This is a genomic window from Hymenobacter tenuis (assembly GCF_054780495.1).
On the sequence record NZ_BAAGWF010000005.1, the window covers coordinates 1 to 21,217 of the forward strand.

General features: G+C 60.0%; 8 protein-coding genes. 7 read left to right on the forward strand and 1 reads right to left on the reverse strand.

Annotated elements, in window-relative coordinates; translation table 11 throughout:
- Positions 1-40: 40 nt before the first annotated feature.
- A complete protein-coding gene (locus ACYVGU_RS19370) occupies positions 41-1,009 on the reverse strand; it encodes a site-specific integrase (RefSeq protein ID WP_460623411.1) in 969 nt (322 codons plus the stop codon).
- Between the two features lie 1,468 nt (positions 1,010-2,477).
- Here ACYVGU_RS19370 and ACYVGU_RS19375 point away from each other — a divergent pair.
- From ACYVGU_RS19375 to ACYVGU_RS19405, 7 genes are all read left to right on the forward strand, one after another.
- Positions 2,478-3,470, forward strand: coding sequence for a DNA/RNA non-specific endonuclease (locus ACYVGU_RS19375; protein ID WP_460623412.1), 993 nt, complete (start codon positions 2,478-2,480; stop codon positions 3,468-3,470).
- 707 nt (positions 3,471-4,177) lie between these two features.
- Complete coding sequence (locus ACYVGU_RS19380) at positions 4,178-5,572, forward strand: glycoside hydrolase family 25 protein (RefSeq protein WP_460623414.1); 1,395 nt, start codon at positions 4,178-4,180, stop codon at positions 5,570-5,572.
- A 101-nt stretch (positions 5,573-5,673) separates the two neighbouring features.
- Positions 5,674-6,426, forward strand: a complete 753-nt coding sequence (locus tag ACYVGU_RS19385) for a hypothetical protein (protein WP_460623415.1) — start codon at positions 5,674-5,676, stop codon at positions 6,424-6,426.
- Between the two features lie 78 nt (positions 6,427-6,504).
- Positions 6,505-7,926 carry a hypothetical protein gene (locus ACYVGU_RS19390; protein ID WP_460623416.1) on the forward strand — a complete coding sequence of 474 codons (1,422 nt, stop codon included), beginning with the start codon at positions 6,505-6,507 and terminating at the stop codon, positions 7,924-7,926.
- A complete protein-coding gene (locus ACYVGU_RS19395) occupies positions 7,913-18,133 on the forward strand; it encodes a D-Ala-D-Ala carboxypeptidase family metallohydrolase (RefSeq protein ID WP_460623418.1) in 10,221 nt (3,406 codons plus the stop codon). The genes ACYVGU_RS19390 and ACYVGU_RS19395 overlap by 14 nt, the downstream gene beginning before the upstream one ends.
- A gap of 75 nt (positions 18,134-18,208) precedes the next feature.
- Positions 18,209-20,053, forward strand: a complete 1,845-nt coding sequence (locus ACYVGU_RS19400; protein ID WP_460623419.1) for a S8/S53 family peptidase — start codon at positions 18,209-18,211, stop codon at positions 20,051-20,053.
- Positions 20,054-20,201: 148 nt separating this feature from the next.
- Positions 20,202-20,963, forward strand: a complete 762-nt coding sequence (locus tag ACYVGU_RS19405; protein WP_460623420.1) for a hypothetical protein — start codon at positions 20,202-20,204, stop codon at positions 20,961-20,963.
- Positions 20,964-21,217: the final 254 nt, after the last annotated feature.

Sequence of the window (21,217 nt, forward strand, 5' to 3'; positions counted from 1 at the left end):
GGATTTCCAAGGTCGTATTTTGCCGTTCTAATTTGCCCGGCTAGAGCCCGAGCTCTTTGGCCGAGTTGTGCTGGCGCACGTTATCGATGCGGGTGTAGCGCCGGATCATGGCGCTCGTCTTGTGCTTGGTTTGGTTCATGACCTTGGAGTCGTCGGCCCCGTTGAGTTTGGACACCGTCACGAACGACGCCCGCAGCGAGTGCGCCGTGTACTGCGGACCCAGGTACTGCTGCACAATCAGGTTGGTGTACTTGGTGGTCATGCGCCGGGTGGTCACTTGGTTGTTCCGGCGCAGCGACACAAACACGGGGCCCTCGGTGCGACCCAGCATCCGTAGCCAGGCCTGCAGCGAGCGGATCGGACACAGCGCCGAATCGGGCGAATAGAAAATGGCTTTCTCTTCGGCCTGACCCAGCTGGTTGGTTTTGCTGTGGGGCAGCGTCACCACCAGGCCGTCGTCATCAAAGGCCAGGTCTTCGATGTTGAGCGCTTCGAGCTCCGAGCGGCGGAACGCGCCGGTGAACCCGAGCAGCAGCAAGGCCCGGTTGCGTAAGCCCGCGGGCACGGTGACATCGATGCTTCGGATGGTGCGCTTGAACGAGTCCAGCGAAAACGCGGGCGCCTGCTTTTGGCGCGTCTTTATTTCGCGGGCAATGCCTTTGAGCAGCACCTTGAGTTTCTTGTCCGTCGTGGGCGACTCCACGCCCGCCAGCTCGTGGGCTTTGGCGATGGCCGCCCCATGCCGCTCGATGGTCGCGTACTTCTTGCCCGCGTCGGCCAGCTCGGTCAGAAAGCCGACCAACGCTTCGACCGACGCGGGCAGCGCAGCGAGTTGGTGCAACGCACACCAGGTGGTGAAGCGCTTCCAGTCGCCGGCGTAGGCGCGCACGGTGTTGACCGCTCCGCGCAGGCCGGACTCGATGTAGCGCGAGGTGGATTCCACCAGGTGCGCGGGCACCTGAGCGGCCGGTGACGAGGTGACGACGGGCAGTTGACTTTCGGTAGCCATATATATAAGGAGTAGCGCGCCGAAAAACGAGGGTGAAAAGCGAAGTTACGCTAAGGACCGATAAGAGAACCTTATCAACCTCTGCCCTTAATTGAAAAAGATTGACGAGTTGTCAGAGGAGAAGCCAGACGCCCATATGCCGGCTGCCTAGGACCTTTTTATAAGGAAATATAAATTAATTATCACACCTAATGTAAGAAAAGTTAATCTACCCTGATTACAATTGCTCCGTTAACATAGTAAAGCCTTGTCATACCTAAAATATGCTTTTTTGAAAAGCCACCAAGAACCGTTGCTTACTCCTTATAATATGCTGCTCGTCGTGATACGTCAAGTCGTGCTTACAATCAGTCTCCGGTTGCACGATGGAGCAAATCCAAGCGATTAAACTTCGCTGTGACAATTGACTAATCCGGCGGCTCATCCAAATACTATCTTATGAGACATCGGTCTTGGATGCAAAGTATTTGAGAGCATTGCTACACATAGCTAGAATAAGTCACCGTTACTTCCCCCCACTCCCAAACGCCATGAGCTTAAACTTACTTGGCTACGACTAGTAGTAGGACGATTCTTTGAATTTCACCCCGTTTCACTTGGGTAGCTTGGCTCAAGAGGAATTGGCTTTGTTGACCGCGGTGGCGGAGGTAGCCAACGGGGTGGAATACGACGAGCGGAACAAGTGGGCTTGGCAAGTCGTGGCCCACCATGGGTTAATCACAACGGTATCGTTTCGCCAGCCCTTTTTGAGATATTGGCGCCAAGCCTCTGGAACCGGCAAGTGCAGGAGGTTGTAGCAGAAGGTGACCGGTGCTTGCCCCGCTGCCCCGCCGCTGCAGGGGGCGACCACTTGCACGTCGTATTTCGGAACGGCTTTGTGGCCATCGCCTTCGTATTCCAGAAGTAACGAGGGTACCCACCCTTGAACTGAACGCGATTTACCTGCCATTCTAGTTAGTAAATCGTGCGCTGCTTGGTCAAGTCGAATTGCTTTCCTCGCAGCACTGCTTAGGGCCTATCGTCCGTGGTTTCTTGGTGCCGCAACTCACCCTTAATGGCCGCCAATTGGGCCTTGTCCCGCTGGCAACGCGGCCTGTTTCCGTGGGACTGCGGGTGGGGGCCGGCCGCCACAAGACGGCGTAGCGCCGCTTGCCACCGGTGCTGGGAGTACTGCTCACAGGCTGGCGGATGGGTGGTTGCTGCTGGCCCCACCGCTGGACGCACGCACGATACGAGCGGTAGATGGAATGCCTCCCTGAGGCCGGAATGCGGGAGCCGCACCCGTTAGCGTAATAAATGACAAAACCAGTGCAGGCTGGTAGCCGCGATGATCTAAGCCCTTTAAGCGCTTGCATTTAATTATATTCTGATATTTTTTGTATCTATCAAATAATTTTTTATACTTTATAGGATAACAGTCGGATGTTAGTCCGCCAGTACTCTCCTTGACTCTTCTAATCCCACGTGTATGAATCCGAGCGATTTTACTATTCAGGTTACCGTCACCATTAATGGCCAGCAGGCCACTACGGCACACATTTCGGCCCCGGCAACAACAGCCCAACAACAGCCTCAAGCGTTGACTACCACCTTTGAAAATAGTCAACCTCTTACCTACTACGAAGGCTACAAGGGCTATAACGAGAACTTTTTAGGTGTCCCGGTGCGCCTACCGGTGCTAACCCCGGAACAACTCCACGACGCAGCTAAAAACAACTCCGCGCCGACAGGCACTGACCCGTCGGTGTTACCCTATACACATTTCAGCGTGGTCATGGCTCGGAGCCGGCAACTGGCCCTGTATACCGTGGTCAACATCGACGGCAGCCAGAGTCAGGAGTTGACCAGGGGTGGCTCGGACAAATGGTATTACGACTCGCGCATTGCCGAATCCGAGCAAATCGGCGAATTCCTCTATAAAAAGAACGAGTTAGACCGCGGCCATTTGGTCCGGCGCCTCGACCCGGTCTGGGGCCCGAATGCTGCCCAAGCCAATGACGACACCTTCCACTTTACCAACTGCTCCCCCCAGCACGAAGACTTCAATCAGGGCAAAGACCTCTGGCAAGGCTTGGAGAATTTTATTTTGGATAACGCGGAAGCTCGCGATCGCAAGATCACGGTCTTCACGGGCCCGGTGCTCGGAGAAAAGGATCCGATCTACAAAGGGGTGCGGTTGCCCTTGGCCTTTTGGAAGATTATAATCTATCAAAAGGCCGACGGGACCTTGGTCACGGCTGGTTATTTGCTCGAGCAGGGGGGGATGATTAAAAGCATGCCGGGCCTAGAAGTGCTCTTTGAGCCCGGCGCTTTTCGTGTTAAAATCAACTATCTCATCGAGCGCACCGGCATCGACTTCTCCTACCTAACCGATAAAGAATTGCCGCTCTCATCCAACGGTATGGAGGCCAGCCAAGAACGGATGGCCGTACAAGAGAATTACGCCAATGTGGTCCTGTAAACCGTTACGTATATGTCGACTCTTAGCTCCAAGGTAGAAGCCGCATTAAGCACGCATTCAAGCGGCCCACGATGAATGGGCGACTATGAATCGGCACCTGCAAGCAGGTTCCCTGTTGCCGGCTAATAGGCTGGGTCGACTGGAAAACCGGAACCTGCGGTTACTCTGCAATACCAACTTAAAGAACATCATTAGGCCAGAGCTCGAACAATAGCTAGCCAATCGGCCCCTTGTGGAATCCTCGACAGCTGCTCATCATGCATTAAAGGTTTTTGTCAACGGCAATGACTGCAAAACTGTGTGCTTGCCAAAGCGCGCAGGCAGCGCCCGCCAAACGCAGACGTGGCGCACCACTCAGAACAAGACGTTGAGAAAGAGCCGGTTATCAGCGCCGGTTCGGCCCACAGCACCCGCTTTTCCCGATGGATGCGGGGCCAAAGCCGACTACGCATCGTCACTGATTTCATCCAGATTGCTCACGAACACGAAGATAATTGTTCGTGCAACCTAGCGCGGTATAACCCGGACTGCCTTTTTCTCACTCCCGATAACCACCATCACTGAGTGAGAAGAGACAGGAGTCTGTTTAACAAATTTCCTGTTGAAAAAAGCCTAATTATTCAGTGCTGGCACTGTTGTGCAATGATGGTTTAAACGGTTTTTTCACCCAACAAACATTTCACACTTAACGCTTTGCATCTCGCATTATGCCCGCAGAAAACGTCGATACCAACGGACAAGATAATGTCCGTGTGGCCACCATGTGGGGACTGCTCACAAGCGCTATCAATTTTTTCCTGCCCAGCGAGAACGAAGTCACTAAAGACAACATTCGACGGTTTCTGCTCCACGTGGCCTGGCACGAGGGAGGTTTTCTGAAGCATCGGAAACAGAACCCGACCGGCCCGGGGCGGAGCTTTTTTCAGTTCGAGCCCCTGCGGGCAAAAGAGGCCGTGGCCTACGCTAAACAGCGGCAGAGGACCGATAATCTGCTAGCTGAACTGGCGCGGGTTGGCAACTGCTCGCTGGCCGCCCTAGAACAGGCGGGAGTCGAGATCGGACCCACCTGGCCGGCCGACAACTTGGTGCACGAACTGCTAGGGGGAGCGAAGGCCAACGATCTGTTTGCCATTTATTTGGCCCGCATTGCTTTTATGGCAATCCCGGCGCCCATCGGCAACAGCCCGGCCTTGCACGCTATCTACTGGGCCGACCACTGGAAAAGAAAATTCGACACGACGGGGGAAAATACGAGGGTCAAACTCCTCGTCCGGTTCGAACAAGAAGCTAAAGCGGCTGACCGCCTGTTGCCCGCGTTGCAGTTGTCGCTAGTAGAAAGCCCACACGCGACGGCGGCTTCCTTGCACGAGCAAGCGGTCTACTTGCGGTACTTGAGTCAGCAGTTCGAGGCCGCGGCCAAACTACGGACACCGGCGTCGGCAGTGGCTATCGTGGCAACCAATGACCTACCCCCGGGCTTTACCGGCATCATCGACACGTCGCACCACCACGCCATTGACATGGCCGCGGTGCAAAAGGCCGGGATTACGGCCGTTATCCACAAAGCAACGGAAGGGCTGACGTTCCAGGATAAACGCTACGAGCAGCGGCGACAGGAGGCCAAAGTGCAAGGCTTGCTTTGGGGGTGCTATCACTATTGCTCGGGCGCAGACCCGGTGCAACAGGCCGAATTTTTCCTCAGGTTCGCCAAGCCCGGGAAGCAAGATCTCATCGCGCTGGATTGGGAAGAAAGCACCTCGGGCCCGAACATGACCCAGGAGCAAGTCCGGCAATTCGTGACAACGATAAAAAAACGGACGGGTCGCTGGCCGCTGTTGTACGGGGGGCGGCTACTACGCGAAAGCGTGGGCAAAAAGCCTGATCCCATTCTGGCCAACTGCCCCCTCTGGTACAGCCGCTATACCAGCGAGCCCCTAGGCATTCCGCAACAAATCTGGCCGACCTATACCCTATGGCAATACACTGACGGGATCGTGGGGCCGGAACCCCGCAGGACCCCGGGCACGAGCGGGGCTGACCGGAATGTGTTTCAAGGCACCACTGCCGATCTTAAGCGGGTGTGGCCCTGGGCAAAGAGTTAGTAAACAGACATCTAGGCCTAAAGCCCAGTGCGCACCGCCTGAGGGCCCCTCGCACTGGCTCGAGTTGTACTCCTCCACTCCATTCAAGTACCCCAATGCTAATGGCTTTGTTCCCATTTAACCGTCAGGTTCGCACCTATGTCGTGTTCCTCGCCCTGCTGGCCCCTCTCGCTGCGTCAGCTGCCCCCGTCGTCCCGGTTACGGCCCCCCGAAGTTTAATGGGGCTGCAGTGGGTTATTGTCTTGGCCCCGCTATTGTTACACTTGCTAATGCTGTTTTGGGTGTGGCGCAGCAACATAACCTTGGAAGGGGCTTTAGCCGATAAAGAGACCATCAACAAAGAAGGTGAACGAGCCAAACAACTCCGTGCAACGGTGGTGCAGCAGACCTTTAACCGGCCGCTCGTTAACGCCCCGGTACAGCCGGGCCCCGATCCCGAGATGGTTACACTGGCGCAAAAAAACATAGACAACGAGTACGCGCTCCGGCACCAAGTGGCCGCGCAGGCGCTCATGCAGCCCTTGGCCAATACGACTACGCATGCTACACTTAATACCGGGGACCAAGTGACCGGGACCGATGGTGGCGACGGCGTTACCCCTACTCCTGCCGCGGGTGAGCCCGCAAAGCCCATCACCAGCGCCAGCCGCTTGATCGTGTTTATGTCCGGCTACGCCGGGGTCTCCATTGGCATCTCGTTGGTATCCTACGCTATATACCACGCCTTTGCTTACCCCAATAAGGCCATACCCTCCTTCGATGGCCTAGTGACAGTACTCCTGTCGCTCGGGATCGGGGTGCTACCCTACGGGTTTACCAAGCTAGCCGCGGCTACGGGAAGCAAAACTTCCTGATAGTCAGTCGGCTGGCCCCGGAAAGGGGCGGCAAAGACACAGTTGACTCCTTTTACCGCCCTCAACCACTTAGGACGCATGAGTATTTCGCGTTTCGTTGCCAGCCTGTACTTGTTGCTGGCCCTGCTCGGAGGCTGTAAGACGGCCCGTTACAGCATGGGTGACATCAGTGGGGCCGCAGCTAAAACACAGTCTTATCTGCTTCCCAAAGCGTACCTGCGGCGCATTCCCAGCCATGTTTTCTGGAACCAATTTAATAGCCGTGATCTGACCGGGATTTATGTCGTGCCGGTAACGGACTTCTATACTCCGTTACGGCGGTCCGTTGGTGGGAAAGGCGGCGTGGACCCTACCACCGCCTATCGCGGGTGGCTGGCGGAGAACGGGGCGAAGGCCCGGCTTTTCAAACGCTACAGCCTGAAGCAGCCCGAGGGAGGCATGTTTGGGGATTACGTCGCGGTACGGCGCCACCGCAACGATCTGCACGTAATACTTAACCTAGGTAAGCTCTACGGCCCGGACACCACCGACAAGCGCTTTTACGCCATGTTACATCAACTGCGGGAGGCGCTGGACGCGGCTCGTCAGCAGTCCGACTGGCCCAAGGGGCGTCACCCGCAGGAAGTGGTCAGAATAGTTTTCGAGCAAGCCCCACAGCCGGCGCACCTAAGCCTGACGGAATACGCCGGACCGTCCCTGGCGGGCCGAAATAGTACGCTCATCGTGCCGGATCTGCGTATGAAAGTTGGTTTTCACCTGCTCAGCCCCGCCGAAGTCGAAATCAGCGAGGAACCGGGTAAACAGATCCCGCCCGGCCAGGACAACTCACAGACCGTGTGGTTCTACTCCCCCCTGGGCATTATCGATACCACCGTTGTTCAGCTCAACCCGCGCAATGGCAGCCTGTATTTCGCGGACTGCGCTTACGATTTCAACTACCATAAATCGTTCCCCGAAGCGCGCAACAGCCACTTTATTTCGGAGCGCACGGGTATTAACTTCTTCAACAGCCTCTGCGAGCTGAACGTGGACACGGCGCAATACCTGAGTTTTCGCGCCGATACAGTGCCGGCGCTCATTAAGATGACCTACGACGACAGGGTCAAAGACGTGGAGTCGTGGTATTCCCTTTCCCCGAAAACAAGTTTCACTCGGGCTCAGAATTGGCAGGAGCTAACGGCCAATATGACGGATCCAAGCAGCCGCGTGAAGGCGCGGGCATTCTATATCTGGCCGGCCGTGGTCACGGCCGAGATTCGCTATTACCTGAACGGAAAAAAAGGCTATACCCGCCTCGGCAGCACCCTGTTGGACGTGTTAAGAAACGAGGGGGGTCTGGCGGATCTCCAGAGTGCCCGCCTGAAGCGGGTGCGGGTCGAACGCTCCTCGCCCGGTGGCTACACCCGCGTGCATTTTGGCAAGAACCAGGACTTGCACGCCGCCTTCAGACAGTTCTACCTAAAAGCTGGCGACAAAATCTACACGGATGAAAGCTTATAGAATCCCCGGTGCCCAGCACCTGTATGCGCCGCACGCAGTAGAAGAACAAACCGCCGTGCCGTATTTGTTTTGGCATTACAACGGGGGTGACGTGTTAGACGAGCTGCCGACGCTGTGGGCTCAAAACAAATTAGGTATTGTCTTGCTGCCGGCGCTTCACCCCGCGCAGGCAGTGCCGGCGTCCCTTAGCGCCGTCATCACCGCATTTGTCTTGGCTCCTCCCGTCACGGGGCAGCTGTCTTTTATCGTAGCGGTAGACGAGCAAGGCCGGCCCGGTGGCTACGTGTACGTGGACGCTGCCGGGGCGGGGAACCTGAATAAGCTACGAGGGGCAGCGCCCTTCCAGAGCTTTGGGTTTGCGCTCTCCCTTACGTCCTCGCAGAAGGTTGCTTTTTCCCCCGACCGCATTCTATTCGAGGATAACGAGACACGAATCCAGGGGCTGGGGTCCGGGTTTAACCTTGATTTAGCCGTTCGAGGCCCCGTTGCAATTGCCCTTACCGGGCCGCAGGCGGGTCGGATTGAGCTCCCGGTGACCGAAATACTGGCGTCCCCAACGCCCACGGACTTCATCGGCATTTTATTCCACTACCAACCGAAGCAGGGGAAAAAGCAGGCCGAGTACCTGCCGTTTGCGTTCTTTTCTCCTGGTGTTGCTGTGCCGGCAGGGTTTGTGCTCACGCTGCACGCGCACCCGTTTGGCAGTTCGCCCTACAGCGCGGCTACCCGCATCGTAATCGACTCGCCCGGAGAGTTTGCCACGGCCTTCACCCAAAGCAATGGCGCGCCCGTGCGCGTGCGCGTCCCGGCGCCGGGTCCGGGTATGCAGCCCCCAGAGTTTATCATTCAACAACTGCCGTCCAATTCGGACAACAGCGTTAAAAGCTATTTTGCGCCCCAAGGGGACTTTGCCCTGCTCGACAACAGCGGGCGAGACTGGCAGATTCTCCTCAGCCAGACGGGGAGCCAGTACCTGCGCATTCCGGGGAACGCGCAGGCCCGCTTGCGCTTTATCGTTGGCAACGCATCCTTCGTACCGGCTACCTACGCGGCGAGTAAAATAGCCACCGACTTCGACACCTCGCTGGCCCCGGCCGAGCGGTTAGGCGCGGCCCGACCGGGGTTGAAACCCGGGTCCACGAGTTGGGCGCAGGTTATCACGAGCGAGCCGCTGCTTTACATGAACGAGGCCGAGAAGCACCTGTTCTATGAGCCGGCGCCCGGCGGAGGGGACGCTGCCGCAAGCCTTAGTGACGAGCCCGCCGCAGCGCTAGTCGCTGTGGAAACCGGCGCGCTGCAGTTGGCCCAGCCCGCGGTCTTTCCCCTGCTGCCCCTAGCGGGCATGGCAGCGGGAGTGGCTACCGGGTGGGGCCCGAAGCTAGAAGAACTAATGGTCTCGCCGGCCCGCCACGCGCATATCGCCCGGCAGGCGAGCCCCCAGCCGGCGGCCATCGTGGCCTACGAGCCCGATCCGGTTTGCTCGTTCCGCGTCACGCCCCAAGGGTTCGTGATTGTTTACGCCCTGGAGCAGGGGCAGGAGCATTATTACTACCTGTTGTTTTCTGTCAGCGCCGACGACTATACGCTGGGGGCCGGGCAGCGGCTCTCGCAGCTGCGGGCACACATCGAGCAGTTCGTCTACATCCGCGAGCCCGATGCGGACTACCTCAGTTCCCTGTTGCGTGATCAGCTCATGCTCGTGACGAGCAGCAAGTTGCACTCCCTAGGCCAGCAGCTGCAAACGAAGCTGAGTATTCGCATCCTTGGTGAAGCGTATACCTTCGACTGGTTTGACCATGTGGCTCAAGCGGGCTACATGGTGCAGAAATACCACGACCAGCCCCTGAGCACATTGCTGGAACAAACCGGGCTCTGGAGCAACTACAACTCCTACCGCAACAAGGTAGACGAGTTGCAAAAGGGAGTGAAGGATTACCTGTTGAAAGAGCAGCTTAAGCCAGCGGTGAAGGAGCTCTTGCACGATATTCTTACGGCTCCCCACTGGCGGGGCGTGCTGGTAATGAACACGCAAGTAAAGCTACCTGAACCTATTAAGGTGCTGATGAAGAAAGAGACCGTCCCGCTAGCTTGCTTGGCGTTTGAAGGTAGCCAGGTACTGAATACCGTGAATAGCCTACAGGTGCGCAAGCCTTCCTTCACGGCGATGATTGCATATGAAGATCTGACCGGCTTTGCCCCGGCCGGACCCAAGCAAATCGCTGATTATAAGGTTAGCGAGCTTTATATTCTGTTCCGTAACACGGAAATCGCTGACTTTCGCTGCACGATCAAGCTTAAAATTCAAAGCTTGTTTCTTGAAAGATTAGCCGACGCCGACAAGGTCATTGAGTTGCGCGGCTCCTACAGCCGCGGTCCGGAGGGGGAACGCTACGTGTTTGCTGCCGACACTAGCTATGAGTTGAAATTTCCCGCCACATCGCTACTGCAAAAGATTCAGCTAAACCGGATCGAATACGGCGGCAGCAAGGGCCCGGACGGGCAGCAGCACTACCAGTTCACTATCGATGGCAAACTCTACTTTAACAGTAGCGCACTCGTGCCAGTCGACCTGCTCTCGATCGAAGAAATTGACTTTCGGAACCTGGCCCTGCGGTGGCCACTGGACCGTTTACCTGAGATCACCCTTGACCTGCCGCAGCTGGCGTTCAACTTCGACAGCGCCAAGCTGCGGCAGGCCGCCAATAGCCTACTCAGCGCTTTTCCCTTAAAATTCAAGCAGTTCCACTTTAGCCTCGCGCCCCTTTCTATCGCTAAGCTTGGCTTCGAGTCTTTTGCCCTGGGCGGCAAAGCCGGCGCCGACTTCACGTTCGGCTTCTCCTTTGAATTCAACCTGGGCGGGCTCGGCGGACTGGCCGACGGGCTAAAAGACCTCAAAGCCGATATTTTCCTTGGCTGGCAGCCCATAGCCGGAGCCTACCAGCTGGCCTACGGCATTCGGTTCCCCGACTTCGAGGGCCAGGATTTGCAGATTGGCATTCAAAGCTTTATCCGCATTATTCTGCGCGAGCTGACGCTTAAATTCGATGTCGGCCAGGTATTCTTCCATTCCCCCGACGTGCGGGTCGAGTTGCTTGGGCAGTCCTACCCGAAGTCGCAGGACAGCCGGATTGGGGCCCTGATTTTTCGGCCGAAGAAGACTGGCACGCAGGCCGCGAAGACGGCGTGGCTGCTAGGCTACACGAGTGCGAATGCCGAAGAAAAGCAGGATATTTTTATTGGGGCTGGTCAGCGGTTTCTGGAGAGCAGCCGCTTGGACCAGTTGGCTACCACGGATGCGGCCGTCGACGCGATGCAACAGCTGGTGAGCTCCATGCCCCCGGCGAAAGTCACGCCCGCCATCCTGCAACAATACAACGAAGAGCTAGACTGGCTGTTTGCCCTGCGGCTGCGCGGGGTTTTTTCGGTACTTGACGTGTCAGTGGCCTTGTACGATCCCCGCCTGTACGGGCTGTTTTTACGGCTGCCCACGATGGGTAATCTGAGCGTCGACATCATGTATAAAAAGCTGGGCTCCGGCATCGGGGAATGGTCCACGGACCTGACCCTGCCCGACAGCCTGCGCCATTGGGACTTCGGTGCGGTCGCGGTCACGATTCCTAGCTTGTTCGTGGCCCTGTATACCAACGGCGGATTCCGGGTCGATGCGGGCTTCCCCCGGGGGATGGACTACTCCCGCTCCTTCGTGGTGCAGGCATTCCCCTTTATCGGGTGGGGCGGCTTTTATTTTGCCATGACCCGGGGCAGGGTTCCCAATACGTTTTGCGAGCAGCAGTACCCGGCGGTGGCCGTGGGCTTTGCCTTGCGCGTTGGGCTGGGTCGGCAATTCAACCGGGGCATGCTCAAAGCCGGGCTGTCGGTCAGCGTGTTCGGCGTGCTGCAAGGGGCGGCCAATTTTGCCCCCGGCCAGTCGGTGCTCGAGCCGCACGAGTTGTACCTGTCCGGCCGGGTGGGCATTATCGCCGAGGTGTACGGCTACGTCGATTTCGGCCTGATCAAGGCCGCAATCCACATTGTGGCGCAGGTGTCGATGGGCTTCCACCTGCAAACCAACCAAGCCACGTTGCTTTTCATCGAGGCCGGCGTGCACGTGCGCATCAAGCTGGTAATCGGCAGCTTTAAAGTGTTTGGTAAACGCTACAAAATCACGGTTAGCCTGAGCTTCTCCACCACGCTGCGCTTCGACTGGCAACTGGGCCAGACCACCGGGTGCGGCCCGTCCGCTCAAGTCCTGGCTGCCGAGCCCCCGCGCTTTCAGGCGCTCAAGGCCACGGAGCTTCGGCCGGTGCTCGAGTTGATTTTCTATTTTGAATACACCCAAGCGGAGGGCGGCTTGCAGGCCCTGCCCATGCTGTGCCTGGCCGAGAAAAGCGCCGAAAACGCTGACGGCCGCCAGTACCCGCGCAGCTTCGCCGCGCTGGTCAGCTACCTCGAAGACCGCATCTGGCAGAGTGCCGATACCGCGCCGGATGGAGTAATCACCTACGCGGAATTACGCGGCTACGAGCAAAGGATTGCCCAGCAAGCGTACGCCGACATGCTGCCCGGGGAGCCGGTCGAAACGCTTTTCCAGTACCAGTTCGGCAAACTCGCCGAGCTGAAGGACGAAGAGCTGCAAGCTGGCGTGGGCTATCTCACCTCGTTTTTCCCGATGCTGCCCGGCGTGGTTCTCAAATCGGGGTTGTTCGCGGAGGATGGCGGTGAAATCGACTACGCCCGCGTCCAAGTCAGCGGGGACTACAAGCAGGTGTTGCAGCAGTACTTCGAGCAGCTGTTCGTGCACCGGGACACGATGGCCGTGGCCGCCAGCCTCACGGTGCCGCCGCCCGTGGCCCTGGCACAACTCATGCTGGAGGATTACGTGGAAATGCTGCTCAAAAGCCTGGTGGATTTGCACCTGGGCCGGGTGGAAGCGGCCTACCAGCGAGCGCACTCCCCCGATGGTCCCCCGGCGGTGCAACGGCTGAGCAGCCTCGCCGCGGCCGAGCAGGTGAAGGCCTACAACGACTTGAGTGCCCGCATTAACCGCTTCGTCCGACACGGCCTGAAACTGCCGGTCGATACCCATCTCCAGCGGCAAGAGCCGATTTTCCGCTACCTCAAGCAGCAATTCCCTGTGGTGGCCGGCTCCCCGGAGGTGGCCCTCTACTACGGCGGCACCCTACAAGTAAAGGTGCAGCCCGACTACTCGCCGGAACTCGGCCAGGCGCAGCTCACCGGGCCCTTGCACCGGCATGCGGGGCCGCGCCCCCGGTGGGCGCACCAGAACTACACGAGCGGCTTGCGCCTGACGGTGCTGCTACCGGCCGCGTTGGGCCATCAGCACGGATTCCTGCCGGTGGGCACGGCCGTGCGCAGCCGCCTCAGGCAGAGCCCGCAACCCGGCCAAGCTCCTATCCCCACGCCGGTGTTCCGACTTTGCCGGCACAACGACCAACAGGTCGGGTCCAGCCAGCCAGTCGGCTACCAGCTCGGTACGTTGCTCGAGTTTACGATTGCCCCGGCCACTACGGGCCCCGGAGCCGCTGGCGATTTTTACGCCCTGCGCGGGCTCACGGCCGAACAGCTGGTACCCCTGCTGGACGTGTTGCAGGCCCCGGCTACACTGCAGGAAGTGAGCCTCTACTACTCCCCGGCGGAGGAGCCCACGGCGGCGTATAAGCGCTACATGGGCAGCGGCGCTGGCATCCGCCTCTTTAAAATCAACCTAAGCACCGAAAGTGCCCCGCCGGTGGAAGAGAACGCCGCGCGGCTCCTGGACGAGCCGGGACGGGTCGCGGAAACGTTCGTGGCCGCGGCCAGCGAACCCCGGGCTTTTCTGGAAATCCTGTCCGCCGCCGGCATCATTAACCAAGAAGGCATTTTCCTGCAACTTCCCAGCCTGCCGGCCAGCGCCGGAGGCAGTTTGCGCATTGCGCTTTTCGTGCAAAGTCAGCCCGTGGCCATCAGCGGAGCCACCGCGACCGGGGCCCTGCACCCCTATCACACCCACCTATTGCCGGCTCAGGAGCTGCCAGACGGGATGGAATACTATTGGGAGACGTCGGACTGGCAAGAGTACGTTCCGCTACGGCCGCCCGCGGTGGTGGCCTTCGAGGTGCACCGTCCCGCCGTCGAGGAAGTGCCCGACCAAGAGGAGGACAAAGCAAAGATAGCCCGGCAGACGCTGGAAAATCTTTACAGCCTGCTCGACTTTAAACTGCTGAGCAAAGCGTCGGGTCAGCCCGGGTTTACGACGGTCGCCGAGCATAATACACTGCCGGTTTCCCCGGTTACAAAGGAAGGCCGGGAAGACACCTGGTGCTACGAGCAAGGCATTCGCGTGCCCACGCCGGGGGGGAACCGCTACGAGCGCATCGGTGATGCGTTCCAAGTGTCCTTTGGCTGGCGTGACGTGTACGGCAACTCGCTCGCCGGTTTGAGCTTCCAAGGCCCGGTGGAGACCCTGCAGTACGTGGATCTGCTGCTGGGGGCCGATGCCTGGCCCGGCACGGTGCCGGCCTACGCGATCGTGGCCGACAACCGCCTGGCCCTGACGCTGGCCCAAGGCCTGCATCCCGACATGTGGGCCACTGCTGGCGCGGGTCCCGCGGACAGCATCTTGGCCGTGTACCAGCTGGCCTTGGAGCAGTTGCAGGGCCCCGGCGTGACTGCCTCGGCCCGCGTGGAGCTGCGCACGAGCGAGGGCCAGCCCTTGGCCAACACCCGCATGGAGCTGCCGGCTGCGGCGCTGCTGCGCACGTATCTGCAGGGAGCTATCCAAGCTCTGGTGAGCGTCCGCGACCAACAATTCAGCAAACTTACTCTGACCGCGATGGAGGTGCGCCTCACCCAGCAGGGCTCGGGCTCGATTTCCGTGGTCTTCCGGGCCGCCGACGAGCGGCTGGCGTACTTGTCAGCGGCCCTCAAGCTGCAGGTGAATGGCAAGGATGCCGCCACCGACGCGTATAGCTTGGCCCACGGTACCGTGGTGGTGGACGCCAACAAAATGTTCGCGACGTACGGCAAGCCTGATCAGAAGTTCGTGGACGTGAAGCTTACCTTGGTAAGTCCGCAGGGCGTGCTACTGGCGCGGCAAGCCCTAGAGCTGAGCCTGAACGGGGCAGCGCTGGCCGGGCTGCAAAACCCGGCCTACCTGGCCGTGGGTCTGCAAATCGCACGCGCCCAAGAACTAATACCCCAGGAGCTGCGGGCCGAAACACTGGCCGCCACGCCGCGCGTAGTTGGGGCCGACGCCGTGCAGCAAGTGCGCACGGACGTGCTGCCGGCCTACGTGGTGGCTCCGGCCCAAGCCAACGAGCCGCATCAACCCGAACGCGTCTTCGCCAAGGCGGTGGAGCAGTACCTGGGAGGCAAATCGCTCCGCTTGGGCACTGGGCTCGACCTGGCCGGTCAGGCGCGCTACTGGCTGGTACCGCGGATCTGGACCGATCTGCGGCTTACCGGAAAGCCGGCGGCCTCGGACTACACGGTGTACGCGCCGCGGCCGGTGTTGAACCGGTTGTTTTCGATGAGCAAAGCGGTAGAGGTGCTGGGCACGAGCGCCGGGGCCCAGCCGGCCACGCGGCCGAACCTGGACCTGGACGTGTTGTTCCGGTGCGTTCTTGCGGGGCTCGATCAGCTGCTGCAGCACGAGCGACTGCCGGGCCTGGCCGCACCGCCGCTGGCGGGTAGCGGACCCACGGCCCTGGACGAATTGCTGATTGCCAAGCAAGCTGTGGCCCGGTGGTACCCCGCCAAGCGACTTACGACTTTGTACGAGGGCGCCCCCGTCACGAAACTGGCGGAGGCGCAGGCGGGATTGCGGCAGGAAATGCTGCGCAAAAGCACGCACGCTTACTTGCAGGACTTGCTACTCAGTTACCGTCTCAGGCAGCCGGCGCGGCTACCCGGCCAGCTTTGCCGCTTGCACCTGGAGGTGGAGCCGCAGCCAGCGACCTCCGCTGGGGCCACGGAAATCAGCATCGCCCCGCTGAAGGTGGAACTCACCGGCGACGCCCCGCTGCCGGAACTGCTGCTCAAAGTGAACTACACCCGCAACGATTTCGCGCCGGACGCGGACGCGCTGATCAGCTTCCGCGAGAGCCTGCTCCCGACCTACCTGGAACACAGCATCCGGAAAACGGACGCGCTCGGCGCCTACGAGTCTTCGCGGTGGATTAAGCTCCACTTGGCGGACCCAGAGAGTGCCCGGCTCGAGTTACGAGCCGACCAGGTGCAAATCGTGCAGCGCCAGTACCCGAGTTTGCCCGCCGTGAGCAGCCACGGGTGCCTGCCGGCTGCCCTTGAGAGCGGTGGAACCTGGGCCCAACAGCTGCGTAGCAGCCGGCGCTGGCGCTACCAGCTCGAACTTTTGGGCCCCTCGATTGGGCAAGACAAAGGGCGCGTAGCCCTGTACCTGGGCGCCCAGCCCGGGACGGGGCACCTGCTGGCTGAGGACTGGAACGAGGCCGAGCGCATTGTCGCGGCCGCCGAGCTCTGGGGCGCCCTAGAGCCGCGCTTGCAAGGCCCCCCCGATGCGACCACCCTGGCGCTCGTCGTGCAGTTCGCCCGCCACCTGCAAGCTCTGGCCGACGCGCCCCCGATTCCGGAGGCCGCTCTCCCCCCGGCGCAGGCGCTGGCAGGCTACCAACAAACCGTGCACTGGGACTACCGACTCGTCCCGGTAAAAGGCAAAATCCAAAGCCTGCACCTGCGCCCCGCGGGTCCCGCCGATGCGGCCGTGCTCCAGAGCATGGCCGACCCGGCCCAGACCGACAGCGTGGAAATCGTGTATGCCGCAGTCGACCCCCAGGATCCGGCTAAGACCATCGAACTGCGGGTACGGTATCCGTACCTGCGCACGGAAGCAGGCGAATGGATCTTTGGGCCCGCCGCCGGGCAGGCAGCCGTCGAGCTAACGGCCCTGCGACGCGTCTCGTTCCGGACGCCGCCGCTGGATCTGCTGCGCGTGCCCGATGCCGAAACGGGAATCTACGTGACCCGCAACGAGAGCCTGCTCCAGGGCAAGAAAATTGCGAAGGAGTTCGTCTACACGACCGAGGAGTTTCGCAGTGCCCGGCCCCTGCGGCCCTTCGTCGAGCACGCCCTGCCGTTGGTGTACCCCGCCGGCACGGGCCTGGCCGCAAAGCCTTCCTGCCACGCGCTGCTGCACGAGACCTTTGCGGCGCTGCTCGAAACGGCCTCCCCGCTGGCCGGGGCCCGTGCTGTGGTAGCCTCGTGCGAGTGCTATTACCTCTACATGCTCCCTTACCAGGCAGACTGGCGGCAGGCTACCCGCCGGGGGCTGTTTTTAAAGGAAGGGATTCCGGGCAGCGAGGCCGGGCTCCGTCAGGCGCTCCCGGAGCTGAGTCACAAACTTAGCGCTTGGGCCCAGGAGTTCGAGCCCGTTGCGGAAGGGGCCCTCGGGATGGCGATCACGCTGAGCCTCGACTCGGGCCCGCTGCTGCTGCATCTGCCCTACGTGGTGCTGCCCCTGAGCGCCTTTGCCTTCGAGCCCGCAGTCCAGCTCGTGGCCCTAACGGCCCCGGCCGGCGAATCGTTGCTGCCAGCGGCCCAGCTACAAGAGGTGCTCAGCCGCCTCGAAACGATTGAGCAACTGCTGCTGGCCTTGACCCCGGAGCCCGACGATTTGCACGACCAAGAGGAGCCCACCGAGGATACGCCGGCGGAGCCGCAACCGGGCCCGCCGGTGGCCGGCTCACCAGCCCAGGAATTCGAACGCTTCATCGATAACTTAAAGCTGGCGCATTTCCGGGGTCGGGAATTCACGCCGTACTGGAGCCGCATCAGCGGGGGGGTGAAGAATTCCCTGCCGCCCAAAGAACTGTGGCCGAACATTGTGCCCACTCTGGTCGTGCTCAACGCGCTCCGCGCGCAGTTGCAAGCCCCGGTCCTGCTAACCAGCACGTACCGCTCGCCGGCCTACAACCGAGCTGTGGGGGGCGAGCCGAAGTCTTTTCACCAAACGTTCCAGGCCATCGACTTCACCTGTACCGTTGGCTCGCCGTGCCGCTGGGCTGGGCTGTTGCGGCAGCTGCGCAATACCGCGTTCACGAATCCGCTCACCGGTAAACCCTTCACGTTTCAAGGGGGCATTGGCATTTACCGGCGTAAAAATTTCGTGCACCTCGATACCCGCGGCTACCGGGCCGATTGGTACGGCAAGGGCGACCAACCCTGCCCATAACACAACCGCGGCCGGCCCGCTGCCAGAACTCATTAATCGTTTTTGTCACTGATACTCTAACCATTCCCGTCCGCCATGCCAACTCCTACTCACCTCATCACGCACGAGACCGCCTATTACGTCGTGGGCCCGCAGCAAGGCTCTCCCCCGGATGGCAGCCTAACCGCGGGTACACCCGTGGTGATGCTCGACGAGCACTCCAACTATTGCCGCGTGCAACTACCCGATGGAAACGCGGTTTTTGTCGAAAGTGGTGCGCTGCAGCCGGTTGCAGGTGACCCGGCTGCTCCCGAGGGTGGGTATCCGGAGGCTATCGAGCTCAGCTACGGCGGCAAACCCTTGCAGCTTACAAAAAGCCCGCGGCTCGTGGGTCTAAAATTGCAGAGTTCAAGCGCGCTGAAACTTGGGTCCGGCGCGGAGGTAAGCCTAGCGTCCACGCCCGAAACCCTGGGGGGCTTTACCTTAGTGGATACGGGGCAGGCCGCGCCGCAGATGGAGACGCAGCTGGATGCGCTCCGTGCCGGTGGCCAAGTGACCCAGGGAACGCACGTGTATCACACCTCTGATGACGGCGTCCCCTTCGTGCCAACGGGTCAGATTTACATTGAATTCCACGCCAGCGCCAGTACCGAGCAGTGCCAGCAGTTGCTCGATGCGCAACATCTAACTATTATCGAGGCCAGGGGCGAGCGCACCGTGCTTGTGCAAACCACCAAGTCGTCCCCAAACCCTATCAAGGCGGCCGCGACCCTGCAGCAAAGCCCGCTGGTGGCCGTGGCCGAGCCGGACCTTGCCACGCCAAGTAAGATTTTGCGGTTGCAGCTACCGGCTGACGAGCGCCTCGTGGACCAGTGGCATTTGCGTAACAGCGGCCTGCACTTCGGCACCGCCCTAGGTTTCAAGAAGGGGGCCGATGCACGGGTGATTGACGCCTGGGAACAAAGCCAATCACTGGGGGACATCGGGGTAATCGTGGCCATTATTGACGACGGCTTCGATTTAGCGCACCCGGATTTGAGCGGGGACGGCAAAATCGTGGCTCCGATGGATTTTATGCGCCGCACGACTAGCCCTCTGCCCGACCTGATCGCCGGCAACTGGCACGGCACAGCTTGCGCGGGCGTGGCGGTAGGAAGCGCCAACGGCGTGGGTATTCTCGGGGCAGCCCCCCAGGCGCGGCTCATGCCCGTGCGCTGGGGGGCCGACCTGTCCGACGCGCAGCTCGAAAGCTGGTTTAATTACGTGGCAGCGATGGGCGCGTGGGTTGTTAGTTGCAGTTGGAAGGCCAAAGCCGCAGTGTTCCCCCTCTCCACCCGGGCCCGGACAGCCATCGCGAATTGTGCCCGTCAAGGGCGCAGTGGCATGGGAACGGTCGTGTGCTTTGCGGCCGGCAATGAGAACACCGACATCGATGATGCCACCGGCGCGACCATGAACGGGTTCGCGACGCATCCGGATGTGATGGCCATCGCGGCGTCAACCAGCCGGGACGAGCGCTCGGACTACTCAAATTTCGGCGCCCTGATCAGTGTGTGTGCCCCCTCCAGCGGCGCCGGCGGGTGGCGCATCACCACAGCTGATGTGCAGGGCAAGTACACCAAGAGTGGCGTTGTGGTGGAGGCAGGCTACTCGCCGGGGGCCTACACCAACGATTTCGGCGGCACCTCCAGTGCGTGCCCATTGGTGGCCGGCATTTGTGCGTGGCTATTTTCCCTGCATCCCAGCGTCACGGCCCAGCAAGTGCGGCAGGCTATCGAGTCGACAGCGCGGAAAATTGGCAATCCGACCGATTATAACGCCCGGGGCCACTCGCCGAAATTCGGCTACGGATGCGTGGATGCTGCCTCGGCGGCGACAGCCCTGAAAGCGAGTGCTACAGCCGAGGCGACAAGTATCGCGGCCGGGAAATCAGCCTCCTAGGGCTTTGAAGGCGTGCGGTCGGGTGTGTTCCACTGCCGCAGCAGCCCACTCTCACGGCAGCAGGGAGTCGGCCTGCTCGAGTATGTGGTGGATGCCTTCAGCGCGCGTCCGGTTCTTGTTCCAGTCACTTTATATTCCGTGTTGCTCTATGGATTCGGCCAGCAAAGGTTTAACGGCCCTGATTACGGGGCTGGCCAGTGTCATGATCGGGGTTGGGTTTTGGACTGTCCATACTTTTCTGGACTTGCATAACCGGAATTACGAACGGCTTAAGGACACAAAACCAGTCGTCGACCTGTGTAAGAACTGTTTAAAAGACGGGTATACGACCGCAATACCCTTCTTTCTGCTGGGAATCGGCATGCTCTTATTAGTGCTGTTGCTGCCGCGTCTGAGATCGTTCAAAGCAGCCGGAATGGAGCTCGTGCTGATAGAGCTGCAGGCAGGGGTTAAGGGCCTCAAAGAAGCTAGTAATCAGCTACAGCAACAATCAGTTGGTGAAGAGGTGCTTCCAGAGCCCGCCTTTGAAGTTGCTGGTGGACTAAACACCCAGTCAAAGGATAAAAGAGACGGCCGATCGGATCCACAAAAAGGCAAGTGGGGTGGGCATCCATCTGCGAACGGCCGCGAACTGAGCGCGGAATTTCTTAAGGGCACTCACCCCGGGGAGTACCAAGTGAAGCTAATGGTCATGGCAACTAACGACAAGCCCCTGCACGAGGCGGTACGGTTTCATCTGCCACCCACGTTTCGCAATCCGGACCCCGTGATTGCCGCCGTCAACAATGCGGCGCAACTCTATCTTAGCAGTGTATCGCGCCCTTTTACCATTGGCGCCGAGACTGACGGCGGAACTACCCGGCTGGAGCTTGATCTGACGCCATTATTCCATAAATTTCTGCCTCCTTAAATGCTGTGCCAAGGCCTGCCATGTCAGGGGCGGCAACGGGAAAGTGTAGGGGGCCTCCCAACTGCTTAGCAAATGGCACCCTGCGCTCCACCAGTCGCGAATAGCTGACCCGCGCTGTTTACTTGACTTTTGATTACAATTGAGGCCGCAGCGCGCCCTGCGGTGGCCCCTGTTGGGTAGTCAGTAAAGACTTGGTTTTGCGCGAAATCACACAAGCCGGCTGACAAGCCCATTGCCTGGCAGCCAGTAGAAGT

Coding starts and splice junctions, on each gene's coding strand:
- ACYVGU_RS19400 (WP_460623419.1), top strand. CDS start 18,209: ATGCCAACTCCTACTCACCTCATCACGCACGAGACCGCCTATTACGTC.
- ACYVGU_RS19395 (WP_460623418.1), top strand. CDS start 7,913: ATGAAAGCTTATAGAATCCCCGGTGCCCAGCACCTGTATGCGCCGCAC.
- ACYVGU_RS19390 (WP_460623416.1), top strand. CDS start 6,505: ATGAGTATTTCGCGTTTCGTTGCCAGCCTGTACTTGTTGCTGGCCCTG.
- ACYVGU_RS19405 (WP_460623420.1), top strand. CDS start 20,202: ATGGATTCGGCCAGCAAAGGTTTAACGGCCCTGATTACGGGGCTGGCC.
- ACYVGU_RS19380 (WP_460623414.1), top strand. CDS start 4,178: ATGCCCGCAGAAAACGTCGATACCAACGGACAAGATAATGTCCGTGTG.
- ACYVGU_RS19375 (WP_460623412.1), top strand. CDS start 2,478: ATGAATCCGAGCGATTTTACTATTCAGGTTACCGTCACCATTAATGGC.
- ACYVGU_RS19385 (WP_460623415.1), top strand. CDS start 5,674: ATGGCTTTGTTCCCATTTAACCGTCAGGTTCGCACCTATGTCGTGTTC.
- ACYVGU_RS19370 (WP_460623411.1), bottom strand. CDS start 1,009: ATGGCTACCGAAAGTCAACTGCCCGTCGTCACCTCGTCACCGGCCGCT.